Genomic DNA, 22,485 nt, shown 5'->3' with positions numbered 1-22,485 from the left:
GGAAGGTTGTCGTCGAAATAGAATGCCAGCTTGTCTTAGTAAAGAAAGGCGACAGAAAGGCGGAAGCTCCCAGGAAACCCTCAGAAACCGGCATTGGGCCGGGAGAGATAGTCGCATTCCTCAGCCGTCGACTCGCGTCCGAGCATGGCATTGCGGTGCGGAAAGCGGCCGTAGGCGGCAATGACGTCGCGGTGGCGGATCGCATAATCGCGATATTCCTCATCGCCGAGGGCGTCGAACAGTTCCACCGATCGCTCCTGCTCCCCAAGGTCCTCGGCATGTTCGAACGGCATGTAGAAAAAGGTACGGCATGCGGCCTCGACCGCCTGATCGGCGCCCGATGCAAGCGCGAGCTTGGCTTCCCGAAGCGCCAGACCATCGGTCGCGACGGCAAGCGCAGTGCCGCGATAGATGTTGCGAGGAAACTGGTCGAGCACGATCACAGCCGCCAGCCGGCTCTCCGCATCCCCCCGCCATTCGGCGCCAACACCGGCCGCAAGAGCCAGATGGGTCTCGCGGAAGCCTTCGCGGATCTCCACGTCGAGTTCCGGCGTCGAGCGGAACCACAGCTCCCGGCCGCATCTGACGAACCAGAAATCATACACTTCGCGTGGTGTGCGGATGGTCGTCATGTTTCCTCTTCCCTGGCGTTAGGAATGATGATGTTTTGTCGGTAAACTATTGTAGAGATAGGATAAATTCCGTTCCTTGCGCCCTTTCATCCGCCTGCCGGCACCTTCTCCCCGAGGGGAGAAGAGACTTGCGGCGGCGCCTCATTCCCCCTTCTACCCAGCGGGAAGGTGCCGGCAGGCGGATGAGGGGGCGGCAAACTCAGTGCCGGACGGGAAAATCCCCTACTTCCCCTCATGCAACGAAAACACCAGCGTCGCCTTGGTTCCGTCGTGGCCGGGATCATAGGCGAAATCCGATTTCAGGCTGGCGGCCATCGCCGTCAGGATGCGTGTACCAAGGCCGGTTCCCCTGGCCGGGCTCGACGGGTCGAAACCGGCGCCGTCATCCTCGACGATGACACGCAATGCCCCATCCGTCTGGTCGACGATGACGCGGATCTCGCCCGGCACGTTGTCCGGATAGGCATATTTAAAGGCATTGGTGACGAGCTCGCTGACGATCAGCCCGAGCGTGATCACCTTGTCGGTTGCCAGATTGACCGGCTGCGCGGTGAGGACGATCCGGTGCGGCCGCTTGTCGTCGCGCATCGAGGTTTCGAGTTCGGTGAGCAGGCTGTTCAGATATTCATCGACCTGTACCGAGCCGACCTGGCGATTGGTATAGAGCCGGCGGTGCACGCTGGCGATGGCGTTAATCCGCATCTGCGTTTCGTGCAGCGCGTCGATCGCAACCTGATCCGTGGTCATCGAGGATTGCATGCGGATCAGCGCGCCGACGAGGCCGAGGCTGTTGGCGATGCGGTGATTGACTTCGGTGAGCAGCATTTCGGCAAGGTCGCGCTGCTGGCGGATCACCTCCTGCGCCTGCGCCGTCTCGCGGCGAAAACGCGCTCGTTCCAGCGCCTGTTCAAGGGCGGCGGCGAGCAGGTCGAAATAGTCGGGTGAGATCCCTTTGAGCATGTAGTCGTCAGCGCCGGCCTTCAGCGCCGCGACCGCGATGCTGGTATCGTCCGAACCCGTCGCATAGATGACCGGCGGATGATCCGGCATCGCCGTGATGCAGGGCAGAATGTCGAGGCCGGTTTCGCCCGCCAGGACATGATCGAGCACGACGGCGTCGATACCGCCTTCGCCCAGTCTTGCAAGGCCGGCAGCGCCGCTCTCGGCCCACTCGACCGAAAAGCCGCGCCGGCGCAGGTTTTTCTGCATCAGTAGGGCGAGCCCCTCGTCGTCGTCGATATAGAGGATGTGGATCAGGGCATCCGCATCGCCGCTAGAATTGCTCATTCGGTCTCCCGGCGTTTTCTCGCAGCGACGACCGCCCGCAAGCGTCCGAGTCGTCCGCATGGCAATGTCGTATTGCATTGGCGGCCTGGGGTAAACAGCGGTTATCCCTCGCTCTTGTCGCAGGCGGCGCAGAAGGAGGATGTCGGGAAGCCGGCATTTTCAGACATGACCCTGGCCTGGGGAGGATCCCTGTGGAAGTCGTTGAAGGAGATGGGGAAACGAAAAACCTGAAATGAGATGCATGAACGCCGAGCGGCCCGATTGGTTCCGCGGATAAGCTAATTTTTCTGGAATTTCCGATGGCCTGAAACTTCGGCTCCCGCCTCCGCCGGCAATTGCAGGAAGCGCAGAGACGAGACGACGCCGATCACGCCGACCACGATGAAAGCCCAGCGGAAATCGGCAAGAACGGGATTGTCGGCGCCCCTGAAAGCCGAGGCAATGTTGAGCACGGCCGCCGCCACTGCCACGCCGAGCAGCATCGATACCTGCTGCAGCATGCTCGACAGCGTCGAGGCCGAGCTTCGCTGCGCCGGGCCGATATCGGCGAAAGCCAGCGTGTTCAGCGCGGTGAATTCCATCGACCGCGACAGGCCGGCGAGAAAAAGCAGCGCATGGATGAAAAACGGCGGCGTCGCCGGCGAGAGGAAACCGCAGCCGACGATCGAAAATGCTGCGATCAGCCCATTGACCCCAAGCACTGTGCGAAAGCCGAAGAAGCGCAGCAGCGGCGTCGTCACCGCCTTCATGCTGAAATTGCCGAGGAAATAGACGAGCAGATAGGTGCCGGCGGCAATCGAACTCAGGCCGAAGCCGAGCTGGAACAGCAAAGGCAGCAGGAACGGCGTCGCATTGATCGCCATTCGGCAGGCCGTGCCCGCCGACAAAGTCGACATCGAGAAGGTCTGGATGCGGAAGGCTGAAAGATCGAGCAGCGGATTGTCGACGGCGAGGAAATGCCGCGTCGCCATGACTGATAGCACGATGCCCGCCGCCAGCATTGATATAATGGGCAAAAGCCCGCCGTCCCATTTTACCGAGAGTTCGAGGGCGGCGAGCAGAAAGGTCAGCCCGGCGGCGCTCAGCACAAAGCCCACGAGATCCAGCCGGCCGGGATTGGTTTCGCGCTGCTCCGGCACGAAACGCAGCACCAGCGCGATGCCGAGAATGCCGATCGGGATGTTGATCAGGAAGTTCCAGTGCCAGCTGGCGTAGGTCGTGATGAAGCCGCCGAGCACCGGGCCGATCACCGGCGCCGTCAGTGCCGGCCAGGTGATCAGCGCGATCGCCTGGACGAGTTCCGACTTGCGGGCATTCTTCAGCACGATGATACGCCCGACCGGCGTCATCAGCGCGCTGCCCGCCCCCTGCACGGCGCGCCACAGCACGAATTCCGCAAGGCTGCCGGACAGCCCGCAGAACAGCGAGGCGCCGGTAAAGACGGCGATCGACATCAGGAAGATGCGGCGCGCACCGAACCGGTCGCCGAGCCAGCCCGACAGCGGAATGAAGGCGGCCATCGTCAGCATGTAGACAGTGATGCCGATGCTCATCGACACCGGCTGCACGTTAAAGCTTGCCGCCATCTGCGGCAGCGAGGTGGTGACGATCGTGCCGTCGAGTATCTGCATGAAGAAGGAAACGGCAACGACCAGTGCCACGATCTTCGCCTGGCGGCCGCTTGCCGCCTCTTGCCCATTCTCGCTCGTCTCTGCCGTGGTCATCGATCTGCCAATGAAAATTCAGGATGACGCGGCAGGAAAACGGGAAGGAAGCCGATCGGAGATCTGCCGCGCGGAGGAGCGCGGACATGGAAAGCCGCGCACTGGCTGAATACGCCCGTTGCATCCGGCCGGAAAGGCTAAATCTCGCACTACGCAGGAATATTCCCGATGCGGCCCGATACCTAGAGCATGATGCCGAAAAGTGTGAGCGGTTTTCGGACGACATCATGCTCTAACTATACAACGTGGAACAGGATGATTTTAGGCCGACCCGGCCTAAAATCATCCTGTTCTAGCGGCGTCGACCCAAGAAAGGATTCAAGAAAAAGGCCCCACCGAAGCGAGGCCAAGCTTGAACCGCTCCGGGGAAAAACAGGAGCGGCGTGCAGTCCATACCGTGCGATCGATGTCGCAACGAGGCCAGATGTCGCTGCATCGGTACGCTCGCCAAAGATTTTTTCGCGATCCGCCAAAAAAAGATCGCCCCAAACTATCCACCCATGTGGTGCAACACCTGTCGCATTGCAGCAACGATTGGCGCTTGCAATGTTTATAAAAATTGATATCACTAAACATATTGCTAAACATGATGATTGAGGAGTTCATGTGAGCATTCTCTGAAGTGGGTGAACATGCGACGCCGGCGGGGAGCCGGCCCTTGGTTCTGGGAGGAACTTATGCAGAAAACATCGAAAGCCCTTTTCGGGCTGGCCACGGCATTCGTCATGTCGTCGGCATTGCCCAATCTCGCCAAAGCCGATGAACTGACGCTGTGCTGGGCCGCATGGGACCCCGCCAATGCGCTCGTCGAGCTGTCGAAGGATTTCACCGCCAAGACCGGCACGCAGATGAAGTTCGAATTCGTTCCCTGGACGAGTTACGCCGACCGCTTCCTCAACGAGCTGAACTCCCATGGCAAGCTCTGCGACCTCATCATCGGCGACAGCCAGTGGATCGGCGGCTCGGCCGAGAACGGCCACTACGTCAAGCTCAACGACTTCTTCGACAAGGAAGGCATCAAGATGGATGACTTCGTGCCGGCGACAGTCGTCGGTTACTCGGAATGGCCGAAGAACACGCCGAACTACTGGGCGCTGCCTGCCATGGGCGACGTCGTCGGCTGGACCTACCGCAAGGACTGGTTCGAAAAGCCGGAACTGCAGAAGGAATTCAAGGAGAAGTACGGCCACGATCTCGCAGCCCCGAAGACCTACGACGAGCTGAAGCAGATCGCCGAGTTCTTCCAGAAGCGTCAGATCGACGGCAAGACCGTCTACGGCGCCTCGATCTATACCGAGCGCGGCTCCGAAGGCATCACCATGGGCGTCACCAACGTGCTCTACGACTGGGGCTTCCAGTACGAGAACCCGCAGAAGCCCTATGACATGGAAGGCTTCGTCAACTCGGCCGACGCGGTTAAGGGCCTCGAATTCTACAAGTCCCTCTATGATTGCTGCACCCCGCCCGGCAGCTCCAACGTCTACATGGTCGAATCCGCCGACGCCTTCAAATCCGGCCAGGTCGCCATGCAGATGAACTTCGCCTTCACCTGGCCAGGCCTCTACAAGGACGAGAAGGTCGGCGGCGACAGGATCGGCTTCTTCCCCAATCCGGCTGAAAAGGCGCACTTCGCCCAGCTCGGCGGCCAGGGCATCTCGGTGGTCTCCTACTCCGACAAGCGCGACGCAGCCCTGCAATACATCAAATGGTTCGCACAGCCAGACGTGCAGGCCAAATGGTGGGAACTCGGCGGGTTCTCCTGCCTGAACTCCGTCGTCAACGCGCCGGGCTTTGCCAAGAGCCAGCCTTATGCCCAGGCCTTCCTGGACTCGATGGCGATCGTCAAGGACTTCTGGGCCGAGCCGAGTTACGCCTCGCTGCTGCAGGCCATGCAGAAGCGCGTCCATAACTACGTGGTCGCCGGCAACGGCACCGCCCAGGAAGCGCTCGACGGTCTGGTGAAGGACTGGAGCGACGTCTTCAAGGACGACGGCAAGATCTAGTGCCCGACGGGACCGGCGGCATCCCTCTGCGCCATCCTCACCAGGTTGGCGGCCCGGTTCGGCAGACGAGCCGGGCCGCCAGATCTCTCATATCCTAAAAGACCCCGTGCCCCGAAACGACCAGGTGAAAACTTGACTATTTCCCAATCCTCCATCGTCGAGAAGGCAGCCGATGCGACAGCAAGGGGAACGCCCTCCTCGGTCGCCCGGCGCGTCCGCGGCCTCTCCGACAGGGCAATCGCCTGGCTGTTCATTGCGCCTGCCATCACCCTTCTCTTGGCGATCAACATCTTCCCGCTGCTTTGGGCGGTCTATCTCTCCTTCACCAACTACCGCGCCAACCGGCCGAATGCGCCGGTCCTGGGCGTCGGCTTTGGAAACTACCAGCGCGTTCTCAACGACCCCGACATCTGGCAGGCAATGCAGACCACCGCGCATTTCGTCTTCTGGACGATCGTGCTGCAGACGGTGATCGGCTTCACGCTCGCTTACCTGATCGACCGCAAGTTTCGCGGCCACGCCTTCTGGACGACGATCATCCTGATCCCGATGATGCTGTCGCCTGCCGTGGTCGGCAATTTCTGGCGCTTTCTCTACGAGCCGCAGATCGGCCTCTTCGCCTATGCCGTGTCGCTGGTCACAGGCATTCCGACGTCGGATATTCAGATGCTCGGCAACGTGACACTGGCGCCCTGGGCGATCATCATCGTCGATACCTGGATGTGGACACCCTATGTGATGCTGATCTGCCTCGCTGGGCTTCGCTCGATCCCCGACTATATCTATGAGGCCGCCGAGGTCGACCGCGCCTCGCCATGGCGGCAGTTCTGGTCGATCACCGTGCCGATGGCCCTGCCCTTCATCATGCTCGCCGTGCTCTTCCGCGGCATCGAGAATTTCAAGATGTTCGACATGGTGACGCTGCTGACCGGCGGCGGTCCCGGTTCGGTCACCGAGGTCGCCTCGATCACGCTGAAACGCGCCGCCTTCGAAAGCTGGGCGACCGGCCGGGCCTCGGCCTTCGCCATCATCCTTTTCGTCGCGGTGTTCGGCCTCGCCAACATCTACGTCAAGGCATTGAACAAGGTGAAGCAACGATGAGCGCCGCCAATTCCGCCCATTCGGTCGTCGAACCGAGCCTGTCCAGCAAGCGCATCGCCGGCACGATCGTCGTCCTCTATGCGCTGATCACCCTCATCCCGCTCGTCTGGATCTTCCTGACCAGCATCAAGTCGCCGCCGGATTCGATCAGCTATCCCCCGAAGATCGTCTTCACGCCGTCGCTCGAGGGCTATTGCAACCTGTTCACGACACGCACGCGGCAGACGCCCGACTATATCGCCTCGCTGCCAGCGCCGGTCGGCACCTGCGATGAGGTGACGCGCAAGCGCAACATGGTGATAGCAGGCCCGTCGAACTTCCTGCCGCGCTTCGTCAATTCGCTGGTGATCGCCTTCGGCTCCACCTTCCTCGCGGTCTTCCTCGGCACGCTCGCCGCCTATGGCTTCTCGCGCTTCAAGATCCCGCTCGCCGACGACCTGATGTTCTTCATCCTGTCGACGCGCATGATGCCGCCGATCGCCGTCGCCATCCCGATCTACCTGATGTATCGCGAGCTCGGCCTGTCGGACACGGCGCTCGGCATGATCCTGCTCTACACCGCCGTCAACGTCTCGCTCGCCGTCTGGCTGCTCAAGGGTTTCATCGACGAGATCCCGCGCGAATACGAGGAAGCGGCGATGATCGACGGCTATACGAGACTGCAAGCCTTCCGCAAGGTCGTGCTGCCGCAGGCAACGACCGGCATTGCCGCGACCGCGATCTTCTGCCTGATCTTCGCCTGGAACGAATATGCCTTCGCCGCCCTTCTGACCTCGGGCGAGGCCCAGACCGCGCCGCCCTTCATCCCGACGATCATCGGCGAAGGCGGGCAGGACTGGCCGGCGGTCGCCGCCGGCACGACGATCTTCCTGATCCCGATCCTCGTCTTCACCATTCTCCTGCGCAAGCAGCTGCTGCGCGGCATCACCTTCGGAGCCGTCCGCAAATGAGCCATCTGATAGAAACACGCACCCGCACCCCTGCCCGTCCGAAAGGGCCCTTCTTCCTGCGCCGTGGCCCGATGGAGGCCATCGCCACCGTGCTGATCGGCCTCGGCTTCCTGATGCTGTTCCAGCCCTTCCTGCTGCTGCTCTACACCTATTCGCTGGTCACTCTGCTCATAGGCACGGTCATGTTCATCATCGTCTCGAAATTCCCGGAGTGAACCATGGCGGATATCCGGATCGAAAATCTCCGCAAGGAATTCGGCAGCTTCGTCGCCGTCGAGGATTCGAGCTTCACCGTCCATGACGGCGAGTTCCTGGCGCTGCTCGGACCTTCCGGCTGCGGCAAGACGACGACGCTTCGCATGATCGCCGGCCTCGAGCTGCCGTCGAGCGGCAAGATCTATCTCGACGGCGAGGACGTCACCTTCAACCGCGCCAGCGCCCGCGACATCGCCTTCGTCTTCCAACTCTTCGCGCTCTACCCGCATATGAACGTGCGCAAGAATATCGGCTTCCCGCTGCTGTCGCAGGGCATGCCCAAGGCCGAAATCCGTCAGCGCGTCGAAGAGACCGCGCGTCTGCTGCAGATCGACCATATTCTCAACCGCTCGGTCTCCGGCCTTGCCGGCGGCGACCGGCAGCGCGTGGCGCTCGGCCGCGCCATCGTCCGGCGTCCGAAGTGCTTCCTGATGGACGAGCCGCTCGGCACGCTCGACGCCGAGTTCCGCGAGATCATGGTCCACGAGCTGCGCGAACTGCACAACCGCATCCACGCCACCACCGTCTACGTTACCCATGACCAGCATGAGGCGATGGCAATGGCCGACAAGATCGCCGTCATGAACCATGGCGTCATCGAGCAATTCGGTACGCCGCAGGAGATCTATGCAAAACCGGCGACCATGTATGTCGCCGATTTCATCGGCTCGCCGCCGATGAACTTCATGCGCTTCACCTCCGGCCTGAAAAGCGGCGATCGCTCCATCCTGCTCGACGGCGTCGATGTCGCTGTTCCCGAGATCCACCAGGACATGGCCGAAAGCGAACTGGCGCTCGGCGTGCGGCCGGAGCATATCCGCTTCAGCGACGCCTCGGCGCTGCGCGGCGCCGTCTATGGCAGCGAATATCTCGGCACCAACCAGGTCGTGGCTGTGGAAACCCAGGGTGGGCTGATCAAGGCCCGCGTTCCCGCCAATCGCAGCTTCCAGATCGGCGAAAGGGTCGGCCTCGAATTCAACCCGGCGAAACTCGCGCTCTTCGACTGCACATCGGGCCGTGCGGTGCCATCCCAGCTCTATCAGGAGACCCGGCATGGCTGATGTCGTCCTCAGGAACCTCGCCAAGCGCTTCGGCGACACCCAGGCTTTGGCCGACCTCGACCTTTCGATCCGCGACGGCGAGTTCGTCGTGCTGCTCGGTCCCACAGGCGCCGGCAAGACCACGACGCTGCGGCTGATCGCCGGCCTCGAAAAGCCCGATAGCGGCGGCATCGAGATCGGCGGTCGCAATGTCGCCACTGAGGCGCCTGCCGAACGCGACGTCGCCTTCGTCTTCCAGCAATATTCGCTCTATCCGCATATGACTGTTTACGAGAACCTCGCCTTCCCGCTAAAGGCGCCGATCCGCAAGCTGAGTGCGGCGGAGATCGATCGGCGCGTGCGCGAAGTCGCGCGCATGGTCCGGATCGACCATAAGCTGGAGAACCGCTCGACCAGGCTTTCCGGCGGCGAGATGCAGCGTGTCGCGATCGGCCGGGCGCTGGTGCGCAAGCCGGCGATCTACCTGATGGACGAGCCGCTGTCCTCGCTCGACGCCAAGCTGCGCGCCGAACTACGCCTCGAGCTGAAACGCATCCAGAAGGAACTCGGCTCGACTTTGCTCTATGTCACCCACGACCAGGTGGAAGCCATGACCATGGCCGATCGCATCGGCATCGTTGCCGAGGGACGGCTGATGCAGGTTGGAACACCGCGCGAAATCTACGGCAATCCCGCCAACCTGCACGTCGCCGCCCGCCTCGGCCAGCCGCATATCAACCTTCTGCCGGCGGACCTGCTGCCTGGCGGCCAGCCGCCTGCCGGCACGAAGACGGTCGGCGCCCGCACCGAGCATCTCGACATCATCGTCGGCAAGGATGCCAATGCCGAGATCGACTGGATCGAACATCTCGGCGACCAGAACCATCTGCACATCAGGGCTGGCAATCACAAGCTCGTCACACTTGCAGATCCATATCTGGCGATCGCGCCGGGCGACCGGATCAGCCTGACGCTGCGCGATCCGCTTTATTTCGATGCGGCTGGACAGCGCCTTTCCTGACCGGCAAACAGACATGATGATGGCATGAAAAACAAACAGACGGGTCTCAATCGATGAAACACTTCTTCAACCGCAGGGAAAACATCGTCACCGAAGCCTTGGACGGTCTGCTTCTGACGAGCAGCAAGGGTCGTCTTGCCCGCCTCGACAGCTTTCCCGACATCAAGGTGATCCTGCGCGCGGACTGGGACAAGTCGAAGGTGGCGATCATCTCAGGCGGCGGCGCCGGTCATGAGCCCTCCCATGCCGGCTTCGTCGGTAAGGGCATGCTGACGGCTGCCGTATCCGGCGAGATTTTCGCCTCGCCGAGCGTCGATGCTGTCCTGACGGCGATCCGCGCCGTTGCCGGCCCGAAGGGCGCCCTGTTGATCGTCAAGAACTATACCGGCGACCGGCTGAATTTCGGCCTTGCCGCCGAAAAGGCGCGCGCCGAGGGCTTCGACGTCGAGATGGTCATCGTCGCCGACGACATCGCCATTCCCGGCATCAACCAGCCGCGCGGCGTCGCCGGCACGCTGTTCGTCCACAAGATATCGGGCTATCACGCCGAAAGGGGCGAGGACCTGAAGACGGTCGCAGCCCATGCCGCGGCTGCGGCCGGCGAAATCGTCTCGCTCGGCATGTCGCTTTCCACTTGCAGCGTGCCCGGCCAAGCCCATGAGGACCGTCTCGGCGAGAACGAAGGCGAACTCGGCCTCGGCATCCATGGCGAGCCCGGCGTCGAGCGCATCACGCTGCAGCCGGTCGCCGATATTGTTGCCACTATGGTGGCGCGCCTATCGCCTGCGCTTCGCGAAGGGGCAAGCCACTGCCTCCTCATCAACAATCTCGGCGCCGTGCCGCCTCTCGAAATGACCGTTATCGCCAATGCCGTGCTGTCCTCGCCGCTTGGCCGCCGCGTCCACCTCATCATTGGCCCGGGGCCGATGATGACCGCGCTCAATATGAACGGCTTCTCGCTGTCGCTGATCCGGCTGGGTGCCGCGCGCGAGGCGGCGCTGACGGCCGCGGTCGAACCGCATGCCTGGATGCCGGCCGTCGAACGCCACGAGATCCAGATCATCGCCGCGCCGAAAACATCAGCCGGATTGAACGGTACGGCCGTGGCCGGGGAGAACAGCCGCAACCGTCGCCTGATCACGGCGCTCTGCGAACATCTGATCTCGCAGGAAAGCGAGCTCAACCGCCTGGACGGCCGCGTCGGCGACGGCGATACCGGCTCGACGGTGGCGACGGGCGCCCGCAGCGTGCTGGCCCGTCTCGACACGCTGCCGCTCGACCGGCCGGCGGCAACGCTTGCCTCGCTCGGCGACATCCTCGGCACCAGCATGGGCGGATCGAGCGGCGTACTGCTGTCGATCTTCTTCACCGCCGCAGCAAAGGCGATGGCTGACAAGGCCGATATATCAGCAGCCCTTCTTGCCGGGCTCGACAGGATGACGTTCTATGGCGGAGCCGCAGTCGGCGACCGGACGATGGTCGATGCGCTCTCGCCTGCCCTGCAGGCGCTCGCATCCGGCGATATCGCCGCTGCGGCAAGGGCTGCGGCAGCGGGTGCGGAGTCGACGAAGACGATGTTGAAGGCGAGAGCCGGACGTGCCTCCTATGTAGGCGAAAGGGATCTGGCGGGCGTTGCCGATCCCGGCGCCGTGGCGGTTGCTGGCGCGTTCGGCGTGGCGGCAAGCCTCGCCTGACCGGCGTGAAATTCAAAAGCCCGCGGGAGGCGCGGCGACAGGGAGGATGGCAGTGCAGGCGGAACCGGTGCTTGTGGCAGGATTGATCGAGGTGTGCCGCGCGACGATCGCGGCAAACACAGATCATCTCTGCGCGCTCGATCGCGCCATCGGCGATGGCGATCACGGAACCAACATGCGGCGCGGCTGCGAGGCGGTGAGCGCCGAGGGCGAGAGCCTGTCCAGCCTGCCCTTCCCCGACGCCGTGGAAAAGATCGGCCTGACGCTGGTGATGAATGTCGGGGGTGCGGCCGGCCCGCTCTACGGCACGCTGCTGATGGAGATCGGCCGCGAGCTTCGCAAAAGTAACGAAAGGGCCGATTTTCCACAGGTGCTGAAACAGGCGATCGATGCCGTCGCAAGACGCGGTCGGGCGCATGCCGGCGACAAGACCCTGCTCGACGTGCTCTATCCCGTGCATGCGGCACTCGCCAGCCGCTCGCCGCTCGGCGCAATCGCCCGCAGGGCCGAGCGTTCCGCCAACCGCACCGCTGACATGAAAGCGATGCGCGGACGCGCCGCCTATCTCGGCGATCGTTCAATCGGCCATGTCGATCCCGGCGCGTCGAGTTGCGCGCTGCTGACCACGGCGATCTGCCGCTATCTCGGGGAGCATCGTCCGCAATGAATGGAAAGACCGCAAATGTGGGTATCGTGATCGTCTCTCACTCGCCGCTGGTGGCAAGGGGAATCGCCGATATGGTGCGACAGATGGTGGGCGACTGCGTGCCGCTCGCCTGGTCGGGCGGCAACGTCCATGGCGAACTCGGCACCGATGCCGGCGGCATCCTGAAAGCGATCGAGGCCGCCTGGTCCGATGCCGGCGTCGCCGTCTTCGTCGATCTCGGCGGCGCCGAAACCAATAGCGAGATGGCGATCGAAATGCTGGGGCTTCCCCGCTCGGGCCTCGTCTCCATCTGCAACGCGCCGCTGGTCGAAGGTGCCGTCATCGCTGCCGCTGAAGCGTCGGGGGGCGCATCATTGGCCAAGGTCGTCGCCACAGCCGAGGAACTGTCCCCCTGATGACGAGCGGATTGCGTATTGAAAAACAGGAGCCCGATCCATTGCACGTGAATTGCCAGACGGAGGTGGAAGTCAAGCACGGCGTCGGGCTGCATGCCCGCCCCTCCGTCACCTTCACGCGGCTTGCCAAGTCCTTTCCCTGTTCGATCGAGGTCGCCGTCAACGGCAGCGATATCTGGCTGAACGGCAAGAGCATCATCAAGATCATGGGCGCGAGAATCCGCAAAGGATCGATCCTCCGGATCCGCGCCGACGGCATTCTCGCCGAAGAGGCGATCCGCGCGCTGAAGGAACTCATCGAGCGCAACTTCGATGAGGAAAAGAAACATGGCCGAACCGCTTAAGCTGAAAGCAAAGAGCGCATCCCCGGGCATCGCATCCGGCCCGGCCTTTCTCGCGGAGAAGCTGAAGGCTCCCTCCGCTGCCGAGCGGCCGGACGTCGCACCCGCGCCTCGAATCGCCGGCGGATTCGGCGCACTGGAAAAGGCGATCGACATCTCGATCAGTGAACTCGAGCACCTTGCCGAGGGCGCCGACGCCGAAAGCCGCGATATCATCGATTTCCAGATCGAGGTGTTGCGTGATCCGACGATCGCTGAGGCGACGGGCGCACGCATGCAGGCCGATGAGAACGTCGTCTTCGCCTGGGTCGCTACCCTGGACGCCTATATCGGCGAACTCGAAGCGGCCGACGAGGAGCAGATGCGGGCCCGCGCCGTCGATATTCTCGACATCAAGAACCGCGTGCTCGGGGCGCTCGCCGGCACCCCGATCGCCGATTTCCCGCCCGGTTCGGTCTTCATTGGCAAGGATATGGAGCCGAGCCGATTTCTCGCCCACGACTGGTCGAAAGGCGGCGGCATCGCGCTGTTCGCAGGCAGCACCGCCGGCCATGTCGCCCTGCTCGCCCGGGCGAAATCGGTACCGATGGTGGTCGGCACCGGTCGCTTTTCGGCAGCAGATGGAGATCCCGTTCGCGTGGATGGCGACACCGGTGCGGTCGTCCTGAAGGCCGGCGGCATGCTGATCCCGGCACCGGCACAAACACCTGCCCGCGACATGCATACCGAAAGCGGCGAGCTACGCACGGCGGACGGCGTGCCGATCCTGCTCTCCATCAACATCAACGATCCCGCCGATATCGACGCGCTCGATCCGGCAACGGCAGGCGTCGGCCTGATGCGCTCGGAATTTTCATTCACCTCGATCGCCGATGCCGCCAACGAGGAGCGCCAGCTGGCGATCTATCGCCGCGTGCTGGAGCAGGCGGGCGACAGGCCAGTGACGATCCGCATGCTCGATATCGGCGGCGACAAGCCTCTCGCCGGCCTTGAAGACCTGCCGGCTCTCTCCACTTCTGGCCTGCGCGGCATCCGGCTGCTGCTTGCCCGGCCCGAAATCGCCAGCGTGCAGGCGCGCGCCCTGTTGCGCGCTGCCGTCTTCGGCAGGCTGTCGGTGATGCTACCGATGGTGACCTTTCCCGACGAGATCGACAGGATGCGCGAAATATTCCGCGAGGAAGCCGAAAAGCTCGGCCGCCGTTCGCTGCTCCATCGTATGCCGCCGATCGGCATGATGGTGGAGGTGCCGGCAGCCGCATTGATGCTCGACAAGTTCGGGTCGGCGGCGTTCTTCTCGTTCGGAACCAACGATCTCGCGCAATATCTCGCCGCCTCCGCCCGCGACGACATCGACGCCGATGCCGGCAAGGCGGCGCCCGCCGTACTCCGGCTGATTGCCCAGGCGGTGAAGCTGACCTCCGGCAAGCCGGTCAGCATCTGCGGCGACATGGCCGGCAATCCCAGCTACCTGCCCGGGCTGCTCGCCGCCGGCCTCCGGCATTTTTCCGTGGCGCCGGCCCGGCGTCCCGCGATAAGATCGGCGATCATCGGCCTCAACGCCGATGGCACAAGGGCAGCCGGAGAGTAGAATGGCGCGCGAAGACACCGAAGACGCCATTATCGCCTACAAGTCCATTCTGGCGCAGATCATCGACAACAGGCCATCGGGCACGCGCCAGCGCCTGGCGACGGCGCTTGGAAAACATCGCAGCTTCGTCACCCAGATCACCAGCCCGACCTATGCGACGCCGCTGCCGGCGCGCCATCTCGCGACGATCGTCCGCGTCTGCCATTTCAGCGCCGCTGAACAGGAGCGCTTTCTCGAAGCCTATCAGGCCGCCCATCCCGGCAAGCTGCCGGATCTCGGCCATTCCGAGAAATTGCGGCACCTGTCGCTGATGGTGCCGGACTTCGGTGACGACAGGAAAAACCGCCTATTGGAAGAGGCGATCTCCGATCTGGTGCAGAAGATCGTCGCGATTTCAGGGGCGAGTGAGCCGTGAGTAGTGAGCAGGTTGACGTAACATAGTGCCCTTGGCCTTGGGAGGGGCTTGATGAAGAAGTTCATGAACACTGCGGAAACCATGGTCGCCGAAAGCGTCGAAGGCTTCGTGCGCGCCCATGAGGCCTTCGTGGTGTTCGGGCCCGAGCGCAAATGCATCCGCCGCCGCCATGTCACGCCTGGCAAGGTGGCGCTTGTATCAGGCGGCGGAGCCGGTCATGAGCCGATGCATATCGGCTTCGTTGGCCACGGCATGCTGGATGCCGCCTGCGTCGGCCATATCTTCACCTCGCCGACGCCGAGCCAGATCATAGCCGCCATCGAAGAGGCCGATACCGGCGCCGGCTGCCTGCTCGTGGTCAAGAATTACGACGGTGACCTGATGAATTTCGAAATGGCGATCGAGATGGCCGGCGACCGCCACAGCCTCGAGATGGTCGTCGTCAGCGACGATATCGAGACGTCGAGAATAGGCGAAGGCCCCGGCCGGCGCGGCGTCGCCGGAACGCTGATCGTCGAAAAGCTCCTGGGTGCTGCTGCCGAACGCGGCATGTCGCTGGCCGAGTTGAAGCAGCTCGGCGAAAGACTGAACACACGCATCCGCTCGATGGGTGTGGCGCTGAACGGCGTGACGGTGCCGCAGACCGAGCGCGCGACGTTTGCGCTCGGACCCGACGAAATGGAAATAGGCGTCGGCATCCATGGCGAACCCGGCCATGCCAGACAGCCCTTCGCCACCTCCGACGCCATCATCGGCCATCTCTGCGAGACCGTCGCCGGCGACATCGCGGCAGCGCCGGGCGCCAAGGCCTTGCTCTTCGTCAACGGCCTCGGCGGCACGCCGCCCGCCGAACTCTACCTCGCCTATAACGGCGCCCGCCGCTTCATCGAGGAAAGAGGCATCCCGATCGAGCGCTCACTGGTCGGAACCTACGTCACCTCGCTCGACATGCAGGGACTGTCGGTCACCCTTGCCTTGCTGACCGACGAGGAGATCGTGCTCTGGGACGAGCCGGTGGCGACGGCGGCTTTGCGTTGGCCGTGAGGGGCATCCCGAGGTGTCAGATGTAAAGCGGCGCCATCTTCCTCCAGGCGCCGGCGCGGTGGGCGCGTCCGTCCCAGACATGTAGCTGATGGCCGACATTCTTCTCGCCCAGCAGCCGGCTGAGATAGCGGTTGTTGTCGAGGAAAGGATCGGCATCGCCGATGGTGAGAACGATGTCGAGCTGACGTAACCTGTCGAGCCGCCAGTCGTCGCCAAGTCCGGGCAGGAAATGCGCCGGCGTGTGGAAGTAGATGCTGTCGTCGTAATAGCCGTCGAACAGGTCGCCGAAGGATTCCACCTTCATCGTCAGGTCGTATCGGCCGGAAAAGGCGACGAGCTTGCGGAAGAGATGCGGATGACGAAAGACGAGGCTCGCCGCCTGGAAGGCGCCGAGGCTGCATCCGTGCACGATGGTGCAGTCGTGTGAGTTCTTCGCTGCCATCAGCGGCAGCACCTCGTTGAGGATATACTCTTCGAGAGCCGCATGCCGACGGATGCGTTCGGCCGGATGGCGGTGGAAGCCATAGAGGCTCTCGGCGGCCAGACCCTCGATGCAATAGAGTTGAAGTTGCCCGGCCTGCAGTTTGTCGGCAAGGCTTCCGACCAGGCCGAGCTGCTCATATTCGAAGAAGCGCCCTTCCCGCGTCGGGAAAACCAGCACCTTGGCGCCGGCATGGCCGAACACCAGCATCTCCATGTCTCGATGCAGCCGCTGACTGTACCAGCGCAGATATTCGCGGTTCATGGCACCCTGAAAAACTGTCCCACCTTGTCGCGGAGAACCGCCTCTTGCTCAGCGCTGCCAGGATAGTCGAAGTGCCCTGCATCCAGGATGAAGATTTCATTAAATTTTGGTATCGCATTCGCGACAGCAAACTGGCAGGGCGGCGCCACCGAAGGATCGAACAGCGCAACAGCAACCAGCATCGGCACCTTGATCCGCGAAGCGGCTGTTGCCGCATCGTAGAGCCGAAGCGTCTCGAGCACATCTGCGTGTTTCTTATGATACTCCTGCACCGATTGCGCGCTGCCGACTGTCGGCAAGGTCAGCCGCAGCGGCTGATCCCCGAAGCTCGGCAGCGCCAGATGACCGCGATCGATGCGCTGGTCGTAAGCGATCGCCATCGCCCCGACACCGCCGCCGAAGCTGATGCCGCTATAACCGATATGCTCCGAAAGCCAGGGATAGAGCGCAACAAGCGTCGAAACCGCGAGCCAGATATCCTCGACGCAGCCGCCGATGATATAGGATTTCGGCTTGTCGATATCGTGGAGCACATGCCAGGAGGGATTCTGCGAGATCGGCGGACGAGCGCTGAGCGACAGCCCGCGGCAGCAGGGAAAAAGCACTGCCGTTTCCTTGACCGGCAGATCGAATTCAGGCCGATCCCGCCCGCCATAACCATGCCCGACGACGAGGCCGCGCCGCACCTCCCCCTTGCGCGGCAGGATGAGCCAGCCGCCGATCCGGAACGAGCCAGTCGAGAGATAGACGAGGTCGAGCACGTGCCAGTCGGGGTGGGTGATCTTGCTCCGGCGCAGCACCGGCTGCGGATCGACCGCCAGCGCCTTGAGATAACGCGCCCTCCAGAAATCGTCGAAACCCGCAGCCGCCTCGGGCGGCTCGACCGCGAGAAGCTCCGCGAGATGCATGCCGTAGGTGGGGTCGAAATCGAAGGGATGTGTCTTGGGAATGCTCATCCAAGGCTTTTCTCGTGAAAAGGCCGGTGGCGCAAGACTCTGCCCGCGCCGACCCGCAAAACGGCGCGGCCGGATAGCCCTCTATTGCCGCGAACCGTCAAAAAGCCCGCAGCCGATGGCGCGCGCCGCCTTGAGATGAGCGGCCACATCGTCCGGCCCGGCTTCGAGCAGCAGCTCGGATGTCACTACGGGGGCGCCGCAATAGTTGAAGATGCCGTGATCGATCTGCGTCTTCATGGCGCCGAAATAGCCGTGCCGCGCATAGGTCCCGGCATCGGCGCCGCCAAGCCCGACCAGATGCACCGGCAGACGGCCGAGCAGCTTCGCCACCCCGGTACCCGAGCGATCGTCATAAGCCCAACCATTGGTGAACACCCGGTCGATCCATCCCTTGAGCAGCCCCGGCATCGACCACCAGTAGACAGGATAGACGAGCACCAGCGCATCGGCGCGGTCGATCCTCGCCTGCTCGGCGGCGACATCGGCCGGCACCGCCTCGTCCCTCAGATGCAGGCCGAGATCGGCAGCGCTGAACCGGGGATCGAAGCCCTCGGCCGCGAGATCGGCGATCTCCAGGGAATGGCCGGCATCGGCAAGCGCGACACCCTCGGCAAGGTGGGCGGCAACGCCGTGGGTGAGGGACCGGGGATCGGGATGCGCGACGACGATGAGCGCGTGCATGCAGAAAACTCCTGTTGAATGATTGCGGACGGAAGACGCGGGCTGTATACCTTTGGTAAGCTACTTTCAGTAAGTTACTTTTGGTATATAGTGATGTCAAGCGCCGAAACAACAGGTCAGCCGACCGATCCGCAACCGCGCCGCCGCCTGTCGCGGCAGGACCGGCATCGCCAGCTTCTCGACGTCGCTTGGCAGATCGCCCGTGACGAGGGAACGGAAGCGCTGACCCTCGGCCGGCTTTCCGAGCGGGCGGGCGTAACGAAACCCGTGGTCTATGATCATTTCGAAACCCGCCCCGGCCTGCTCGCAGCGCTCTACCGCGAATTCGACGCCCGCCAGACGGCTGTGATGGATGCAGCCCTTGCGGCAAGCCAGCCGTCGCTCGCCGACCGGGCCAAAGTCATCGCCACCTCCTATGTCGACTGCGTGCTTCTTCAGGGCCGCGAAATCCCCGGTGTGATCGCAGCACTTGCCGGCTCGCCGGAACTCGAAAGGATCAAGCGCGAATACGAAGCGGCCTTCATCGAGAAATGCCGCATCGCGCTTTCGCCCTTTACCGGTGCCGGCACGATCGCCGCAGCCGGCCTCTGGGCCATGCTCGGCGCCGCCGAAGCGCTCTCCTATGCCGCCGCGTCGGGCGACATCACCGCTGTCGAGGCAAAGAACGAACTCTTCGAAACCATCGTCGCGATGGTGGCGAGAAGTATGGGCGGCGGCACGCATCCCGATCACCTGCGCGATACGGCCGGCCTCGCATCGAGATGATCCGGCGGGAATACCTGTATCGAATCCACCGCCCGCTTCGCCATGGAACTCGGTTATTTCGGGACCCTGGTGAGCGACGCGACGGCCGCCTTCTCGCACCAAATGATAGATGCTGCGCACAAGCTGAACGGCCCGACCTACGCCCATGCTATTCTGACGACGGCCGAACTCATCGAAGTCTTGCCCAAGGCGTCGGCTTCAAAGGAGACAATGCCATGACCATGCTCTTCAAAATGCTCACAAGTGCCGGCCCGGAATCCCTGAACCGCGACCGGCGCAGGTTCCTGACCACCGCGGCGATCGGGATCGCCGCGGTGGGCGCGACCAGCCTGTTTCCGTCCTATCCAGCATCGGCTGCCACCGGAGATGCGATCCGCCCGTTTCGCGTCGACACTCCCGAGGCGGACCTCCTCGACCTTCGCCGGCGCGTGCTGGCAACACGCTGGCCCGAACGCGAGACGGTCGACGACCAGTCGCAGGGCATACAGCTCGAAAAGATCAAGCCGCTCGTCGATTATTGGGGCACCAGCTACGACTGGCGAAAGGCGGAAGCGAAGCTGAACGCGCTGCCGCAATTCATCACCGAGATCGACGGCCTAGACATCCACTTCATTCACGTCCGCTCGAAACATCCGAATGCTCTGCCCGTCATCATCACCCATGGCTGGCCGGGATCGGTATTCGAGAACCTCAAGATCATCGGCCCGCTCACCGATCCGACCGCTCATGGCGGACGCGCCGAAGATGCGTTCGACGTGGTCATTCCTTCGATGCCGGGCTACGGCTTCTCCGGCAAGCCGACCGGCACCGGCTGGGGGCCGGACCGCATCGCGCAGGCCTGGGCGGAATTGATGAAGCGCCTCGCTTACAGCAGCTACGTCGCCCAGGGCGGCGACTGGGGCTCGCCGGTCTCCGGCGCGATGGCACGGCTCGCGCCACAAGGTCTGCTCGGCATCCACATCAACCTGCCGGCTGTCGTGCCGCCCGAAGTTGCCGCAGTGCTCGCCGCGGGCGGGCCGGCGCCGCAGCGACTCTCCACCGAAGAACGCGCGGCGTTCGATGCCCTCAGCGCCGCAGCCAAGATGGGGAACAGGTCCTATGCCACGATGATGAGCACGAGGCCGCAGACGATCGGCTACGCCATATCGGATTCCCCGGCCGGCCTTGCGGCATGGATGCTCGGTCATCCAGGCTTCACGCACTGGACCTACGACAGCAGCGATCCCGAAAAGTCTCCCGACGAGGTGCTCGACGACATCACGCTTTACTGGTTGACCAACAGCGCCGCTTCCTCGGCCCGGATCTACTGGGAATACGGCGGCGGGCGCAGTCCCGTCCTTGCGGCCGGGGAGAAGACCTCCAAGATCGCGCTTCCGGTCGCCATCACCGTCTTTCCTGGGGAGAGCTATCAGGCCCCGGAGACATGGGCCCGTCGCGCCTATCGCAACCTTAGCTATTTCCACAAGGTCGACAAGGGCGGCCACTTCGCCGCCTGGGAGCAGCCGGAGCTCTTCTCCGCCGAGCTTCGAGCAGCGTTCAGGCCGCTGCGCCGACCGACATGAGAGGAGCGGCGGCCCCTCGCCGCTCAGGGATGCTGCCGCCTGGTATGATTATCCATGATCGGCACGGGGATCGCCTCCCTTGGCCCCAAGCTCACGGATTCCAGCCGCCGCTGCCATAGGCGCGCGTGATGATTTCAACCAGGTGGCCGTTCGGATCTTCGAAATAGACCCCGCGCCCGTTGTCGTGGTCATTGGTCTCGCTCGGCTTCCGCTGGCCGGGGTCAGCCCAGTAGCGCAGGTTCCGCTCGCGAATTCGATTGAATATCTCGTCGAATTCACTGTCTCCGACCAGGAAGGCGTAGTGTTGGCGGACGATCTCGCCTTCCGTATCCATATAATCGAGATTGGCGTCGTTGTCGGTCGTGACCATGTAGAACGGCCCCCAGCGCCGCGGCGCCGGCAGCCCCAACATATCGGCCAGAAAATCTGCCGAGGTCTTGCTGTCGCGAGCCAAGAGGATGGTATGATTGAAGTGGATGGCCATAGCGGTCTCTCGCAAGCGAGGTGAACTGCAACTTCGATGGAGGCTTAGTTCGGTTAACACCCTCGGCCGCCTCTTGTTCCGAACCTCAGCCAAACTTGACGCGACCGTCGCGGCATCATGGCCCATCACCAAAGCAAGCCGGTGACCAGCCGGCGAACGGCCCTGCCGCTTCCCGGCCTCGGCATCAGTCCGTATTCTGTCCCGCCGCCTCGAGGATCAGCTTTGTGATCTCGTCCGGGTGGGAGATCAACGACAGATGGCTGGCCTGGATTTCAATGGTCTTCGCGCCCATGCGTTTGGCCATGAAGCGTTCGAGATCGGGATTTATCGTCCGGTCCTCGGTCGAGACGGCATACCAGCTCGGCTTTGAACGCCAGGCGGCCTGTGTCGTCTTGCCGGTCAGCAGCGCCTTTTGGAATGGCTGCTGCACAGCATAGAGAACTTTCGCTTTCGCCTCCGGCAGGTCGCCGGCGAAATCACGCAGGAAGGCTTCCTCGCTCAGCCGACCCTCGTCGCCGTCGAAGACGATGCCGGCCGAAGCCGGCGGCGTCGGGTAGGTCTTGGCGAGAGCGGTATAATCCTCGCCCGCATCCGGCGCCCGCGCCGCGACATAAACAAGCGCCGAAACATCAGGGTGCACGCCGGCCTCGGTGACCATCATGCCGGAAAACGAATGCCCGACCAGAACCGTCGGGCCATCCTGCCGGTCGAGCACCCGCTTCACGGCAGCGACGGCCTCCGGCAGCGTCGTCAGCGGGTTCTGCACCGCCGTGGCATTGAGCCCGGCCGCCTGCAGGCGCGCGATCACCTCGGTCCAGCACGAGCCGTCGGCAAACAGCCCGTGCGCCAGCACGACGTTGCGCGCCTTAACTGGAGCGGATGTCGCGGCCATGCCGCGGGTGGCAAGCAGAGAAGCGGCGGCGCCGACAACAAGGGCAGCCGAGAAAGTCCGTCTGTTCATCATCATGATCTGGTTCCTTGTGCGTCCAGGAATTGAAGGATCGAAAGCATGCGGCTCGGGACCGAAGAACCGAAGCCAAGTCAAAATTGGTCTGTGATGCCTTATCGGAACGGTTAGTTTGCCCGGCGCAAGGCGCTGGCCTTCGTCGTGTTGCGGCTCCGGTCGTATTCAAAT

The 22,485-nt window shown here is 63.1% G+C and carries 23 protein-coding genes and 1 pseudogene; 16 read left to right on the top strand and 8 right to left on the bottom strand.

The genetic code is table 11. The features are described from left to right. Positions 1-80: 80 nt before the first annotated feature. The 3 genes from G9X67_RS10230 to G9X67_RS10220 all read right to left on the bottom strand — a co-directional run bounded on the left by G9X67_RS10230 (position 81) and on the right by G9X67_RS10220 (position 3,643). Entirely contained in the window at positions 81-632 is a 552-nt protein-coding gene (locus tag G9X67_RS10230) for a DUF924 family protein (RefSeq protein ID WP_171598622.1), read from the bottom strand. Positions 633-854: 222 nt separating this feature from the next. Next, positions 855-1,919, bottom strand: a complete 1,065-nt coding sequence (locus tag G9X67_RS10225) for a sensor histidine kinase (protein WP_138329094.1) — start codon at positions 1,917-1,919, stop codon at positions 855-857. Positions 1,920-2,197: 278 nt separating this feature from the next. Then, positions 2,198-3,643, bottom strand: a complete 1,446-nt coding sequence (locus G9X67_RS10220; RefSeq protein WP_138329093.1) for an MFS transporter — start codon at positions 3,641-3,643, stop codon at positions 2,198-2,200. 677 nt (positions 3,644-4,320) lie between these two features. Between G9X67_RS10220 and G9X67_RS10215 the strand changes: the two genes are divergently transcribed. From G9X67_RS10215 to G9X67_RS10155, 13 genes are all read left to right on the top strand, one after another. Further along, positions 4,321-5,646: an ABC transporter substrate-binding protein gene (locus G9X67_RS10215; protein WP_138329092.1), complete on the top strand. Its 1,326-nt coding sequence runs from the start codon at positions 4,321-4,323 to the stop codon at positions 5,644-5,646. A gap of 132 nt (positions 5,647-5,778) precedes the next feature. Continuing rightward, entirely contained in the window at positions 5,779-6,747 is a 969-nt protein-coding gene (locus G9X67_RS10210; protein ID WP_138329091.1) for a sugar ABC transporter permease, read from the top strand. Further along, positions 6,744-7,697 carry a carbohydrate ABC transporter permease gene (locus G9X67_RS10205; RefSeq protein WP_017960896.1) on the top strand — a complete coding sequence of 318 codons (954 nt, stop codon included), beginning with the start codon at positions 6,744-6,746 and terminating at the stop codon, positions 7,695-7,697. The genes G9X67_RS10210 and G9X67_RS10205 overlap by 4 nt, the downstream gene beginning before the upstream one ends. Further along, positions 7,694-7,912, top strand: a complete 219-nt coding sequence (locus G9X67_RS10200; RefSeq protein WP_138329090.1) for a hypothetical protein — start codon at positions 7,694-7,696, stop codon at positions 7,910-7,912. The genes G9X67_RS10205 and G9X67_RS10200 overlap by 4 nt, the downstream gene beginning before the upstream one ends. Positions 7,913-7,915: 3 nt before the next feature. Beyond that, the gene (locus G9X67_RS10195) at positions 7,916-9,013 is read left to right on the top strand and encodes an ABC transporter ATP-binding protein (protein ID WP_138329089.1); all 1,098 of its coding nucleotides are present in this window, start codon (positions 7,916-7,918) and stop codon (positions 9,011-9,013) included. Beyond that, the gene (locus G9X67_RS10190; RefSeq protein ID WP_138329088.1) at positions 9,006-10,013 is read left to right on the top strand and encodes an ABC transporter ATP-binding protein; all 1,008 of its coding nucleotides are present in this window, start codon (positions 9,006-9,008) and stop codon (positions 10,011-10,013) included. The genes G9X67_RS10195 and G9X67_RS10190 overlap by 8 nt, the downstream gene beginning before the upstream one ends. A 53-nt stretch (positions 10,014-10,066) precedes the next feature. After that, positions 10,067-11,707, top strand: coding sequence for a dihydroxyacetone kinase subunit DhaK (locus G9X67_RS10185; protein ID WP_138329087.1), 1,641 nt, complete (start codon positions 10,067-10,069; stop codon positions 11,705-11,707). A gap of 46 nt (positions 11,708-11,753) precedes the next feature. Beyond that, positions 11,754-12,374: a dihydroxyacetone kinase subunit DhaL gene (dhaL, locus tag G9X67_RS10180; RefSeq protein ID WP_138329086.1), complete on the top strand. Its 621-nt coding sequence runs from the start codon at positions 11,754-11,756 to the stop codon at positions 12,372-12,374. Next, positions 12,371-12,769 (top strand): dihydroxyacetone kinase phosphoryl donor subunit DhaM, encoded by a 399-nt coding sequence (gene dhaM / locus G9X67_RS10175; RefSeq protein ID WP_138329085.1) that lies wholly within the window; start codon positions 12,371-12,373, stop codon positions 12,767-12,769. The genes dhaL and dhaM overlap by 4 nt, the downstream gene beginning before the upstream one ends. Beyond that, positions 12,769-13,113, top strand: a complete 345-nt coding sequence (locus G9X67_RS10170; RefSeq protein WP_097619127.1) for an HPr family phosphocarrier protein — start codon at positions 12,769-12,771, stop codon at positions 13,111-13,113. Before dhaM ends, G9X67_RS10170 begins: the two co-directional genes overlap by 1 nt. Beyond that, a complete protein-coding gene (locus tag G9X67_RS10165) occupies positions 13,097-14,698 on the top strand; it encodes a putative PEP-binding protein (RefSeq protein WP_138329084.1) in 1,602 nt (533 codons plus the stop codon). Before G9X67_RS10170 ends, G9X67_RS10165 begins: the two co-directional genes overlap by 17 nt. A 1-nt stretch (position 14,699) precedes the next feature. Beyond that, positions 14,700-15,113, top strand: a complete 414-nt coding sequence (locus tag G9X67_RS10160; RefSeq protein WP_138329083.1) for a hypothetical protein — start codon at positions 14,700-14,702, stop codon at positions 15,111-15,113. A gap of 51 nt (positions 15,114-15,164) precedes the next feature. After that, positions 15,165-16,157 (top strand): dihydroxyacetone kinase subunit DhaK, encoded by a 993-nt coding sequence (locus G9X67_RS10155; protein ID WP_138329082.1) that lies wholly within the window; start codon positions 15,165-15,167, stop codon positions 16,155-16,157. A gap of 16 nt (positions 16,158-16,173) precedes the next feature. Here G9X67_RS10155 and G9X67_RS10150 read toward each other — a convergent pair whose 3' ends face one another. The 3 genes from G9X67_RS10150 to G9X67_RS10140 form a co-directional block, all read right to left on the bottom strand. Then, a complete protein-coding gene (locus tag G9X67_RS10150; RefSeq protein WP_138329081.1) occupies positions 16,174-16,902 on the bottom strand; it encodes an alpha/beta hydrolase-fold protein in 729 nt (242 codons plus the stop codon). Then, entirely contained in the window at positions 16,899-17,858 is a 960-nt protein-coding gene (locus G9X67_RS10145; protein ID WP_138329080.1) for an acetylxylan esterase, read from the bottom strand. The genes G9X67_RS10150 and G9X67_RS10145 overlap by 4 nt, the downstream gene beginning before the upstream one ends. Positions 17,859-17,939: 81 nt before the next feature. Beyond that, complete coding sequence (locus G9X67_RS10140; protein WP_138329079.1) at positions 17,940-18,539, bottom strand: NAD(P)H-dependent oxidoreductase; 600 nt, start codon at positions 18,537-18,539, stop codon at positions 17,940-17,942. 93 nt (positions 18,540-18,632) lie between these two features. Between G9X67_RS10140 and G9X67_RS10135 the strand changes: the two genes are divergently transcribed. The 3 genes and pseudogenes from G9X67_RS10135 to G9X67_RS10125 all read left to right on the top strand — a co-directional run bounded on the left by G9X67_RS10135 (position 18,633) and on the right by G9X67_RS10125 (position 20,866). Beyond that, complete coding sequence (locus G9X67_RS10135) at positions 18,633-19,304, top strand: TetR/AcrR family transcriptional regulator (protein ID WP_138329078.1); 672 nt, start codon at positions 18,633-18,635, stop codon at positions 19,302-19,304. A 9-nt stretch (positions 19,305-19,313) separates the two neighbouring features. Further along, positions 19,314-19,523: pseudogene (locus G9X67_RS10130) on the top strand (isochorismatase family protein); the annotation flags it as partial. Next, complete coding sequence (locus tag G9X67_RS10125) at positions 19,520-20,866, top strand: epoxide hydrolase family protein (protein ID WP_138329076.1); 1,347 nt, start codon at positions 19,520-19,522, stop codon at positions 20,864-20,866. The pseudogene G9X67_RS10130 and the gene G9X67_RS10125, both read left to right, overlap by 4 nt. 91 nt (positions 20,867-20,957) lie before the next feature. Here G9X67_RS10125 and G9X67_RS10120 read toward each other — a convergent pair whose 3' ends face one another. Both G9X67_RS10120 and G9X67_RS10115 read right to left on the bottom strand, forming a co-directional pair. Then, positions 20,958-21,350, bottom strand: coding sequence for a VOC family protein (locus tag G9X67_RS10120; RefSeq protein WP_171598621.1), 393 nt, complete (start codon positions 21,348-21,350; stop codon positions 20,958-20,960). A 184-nt stretch (positions 21,351-21,534) separates the two neighbouring features. After that, a complete protein-coding gene (locus G9X67_RS10115) occupies positions 21,535-22,317 on the bottom strand; it encodes an alpha/beta hydrolase (protein WP_138329074.1) in 783 nt (260 codons plus the stop codon). Positions 22,318-22,485 lie beyond the last annotated feature (168 nt).

Origin of the sequence: Rhizobium sp. WYCCWR 11152, from assembly GCF_013087615.1 — a bacterium.
Taxonomy (GTDB): Bacteria; Pseudomonadota; Alphaproteobacteria; order Rhizobiales; family Rhizobiaceae; genus Rhizobium; species Rhizobium indicum.
This window is presented reverse-complemented; position numbering and strand designations above follow the sequence as displayed.

Excerpts from the sequence above, each read along its gene's own strand:
- G9X67_RS10230 (WP_171598622.1), bottom strand. The coding sequence starts at position 632 with ATGACGACCATCCGCACACCACGCGAAGTGTATGATTTCTGGTTCGTC.
- G9X67_RS10190 (WP_138329088.1), top strand. The coding sequence starts at position 9,006 with ATGGCTGATGTCGTCCTCAGGAACCTCGCCAAGCGCTTCGGCGACACC.
- G9X67_RS10155 (WP_138329082.1), top strand. The coding sequence starts at position 15,165 with ATGAAGAAGTTCATGAACACTGCGGAAACCATGGTCGCCGAAAGCGTC.
- G9X67_RS10225 (WP_138329094.1), bottom strand. The coding sequence starts at position 1,919 with ATGAGCAATTCTAGCGGCGATGCGGATGCCCTGATCCACATCCTCTAT.
- dhaM (WP_138329085.1), top strand. The coding sequence starts at position 12,371 with ATGAATGGAAAGACCGCAAATGTGGGTATCGTGATCGTCTCTCACTCG.
- G9X67_RS10200 (WP_138329090.1), top strand. The coding sequence starts at position 7,694 with ATGAGCCATCTGATAGAAACACGCACCCGCACCCCTGCCCGTCCGAAA.
- dhaL (WP_138329086.1), top strand. The coding sequence starts at position 11,754 with ATGGCAGTGCAGGCGGAACCGGTGCTTGTGGCAGGATTGATCGAGGTG.
- G9X67_RS10185 (WP_138329087.1), top strand. The coding sequence starts at position 10,067 with ATGAAACACTTCTTCAACCGCAGGGAAAACATCGTCACCGAAGCCTTG.
- G9X67_RS10220 (WP_138329093.1), bottom strand. The coding sequence starts at position 3,643 with ATGACCACGGCAGAGACGAGCGAGAATGGGCAAGAGGCGGCAAGCGGC.
- G9X67_RS10170 (WP_097619127.1), top strand. The coding sequence starts at position 12,769 with ATGACGAGCGGATTGCGTATTGAAAAACAGGAGCCCGATCCATTGCAC.
- G9X67_RS10115 (WP_138329074.1), bottom strand. The coding sequence starts at position 22,317 with ATGATGATGAACAGACGGACTTTCTCGGCTGCCCTTGTTGTCGGCGCC.
- G9X67_RS10145 (WP_138329080.1), bottom strand. The coding sequence starts at position 17,858 with ATGAGCATTCCCAAGACACATCCCTTCGATTTCGACCCCACCTACGGC.
- G9X67_RS10195 (WP_138329089.1), top strand. The coding sequence starts at position 7,916 with ATGGCGGATATCCGGATCGAAAATCTCCGCAAGGAATTCGGCAGCTTC.
- G9X67_RS10125 (WP_138329076.1), top strand. The coding sequence starts at position 19,520 with ATGACCATGCTCTTCAAAATGCTCACAAGTGCCGGCCCGGAATCCCTG.
- G9X67_RS10150 (WP_138329081.1), bottom strand. The coding sequence starts at position 16,902 with ATGAACCGCGAATATCTGCGCTGGTACAGTCAGCGGCTGCATCGAGAC.
- G9X67_RS10215 (WP_138329092.1), top strand. The coding sequence starts at position 4,321 with ATGCAGAAAACATCGAAAGCCCTTTTCGGGCTGGCCACGGCATTCGTC.
- G9X67_RS10135 (WP_138329078.1), top strand. The coding sequence starts at position 18,633 with ATGTCAAGCGCCGAAACAACAGGTCAGCCGACCGATCCGCAACCGCGC.
- G9X67_RS10160 (WP_138329083.1), top strand. The coding sequence starts at position 14,700 with ATGGCGCGCGAAGACACCGAAGACGCCATTATCGCCTACAAGTCCATT.
- G9X67_RS10120 (WP_171598621.1), bottom strand. The coding sequence starts at position 21,350 with ATGGCCATCCACTTCAATCATACCATCCTCTTGGCTCGCGACAGCAAG.
- G9X67_RS10165 (WP_138329084.1), top strand. The coding sequence starts at position 13,097 with ATGGCCGAACCGCTTAAGCTGAAAGCAAAGAGCGCATCCCCGGGCATC.
- G9X67_RS10140 (WP_138329079.1), bottom strand. The coding sequence starts at position 18,539 with ATGCACGCGCTCATCGTCGTCGCGCATCCCGATCCCCGGTCCCTCACC.
- G9X67_RS10205 (WP_017960896.1), top strand. The coding sequence starts at position 6,744 with ATGAGCGCCGCCAATTCCGCCCATTCGGTCGTCGAACCGAGCCTGTCC.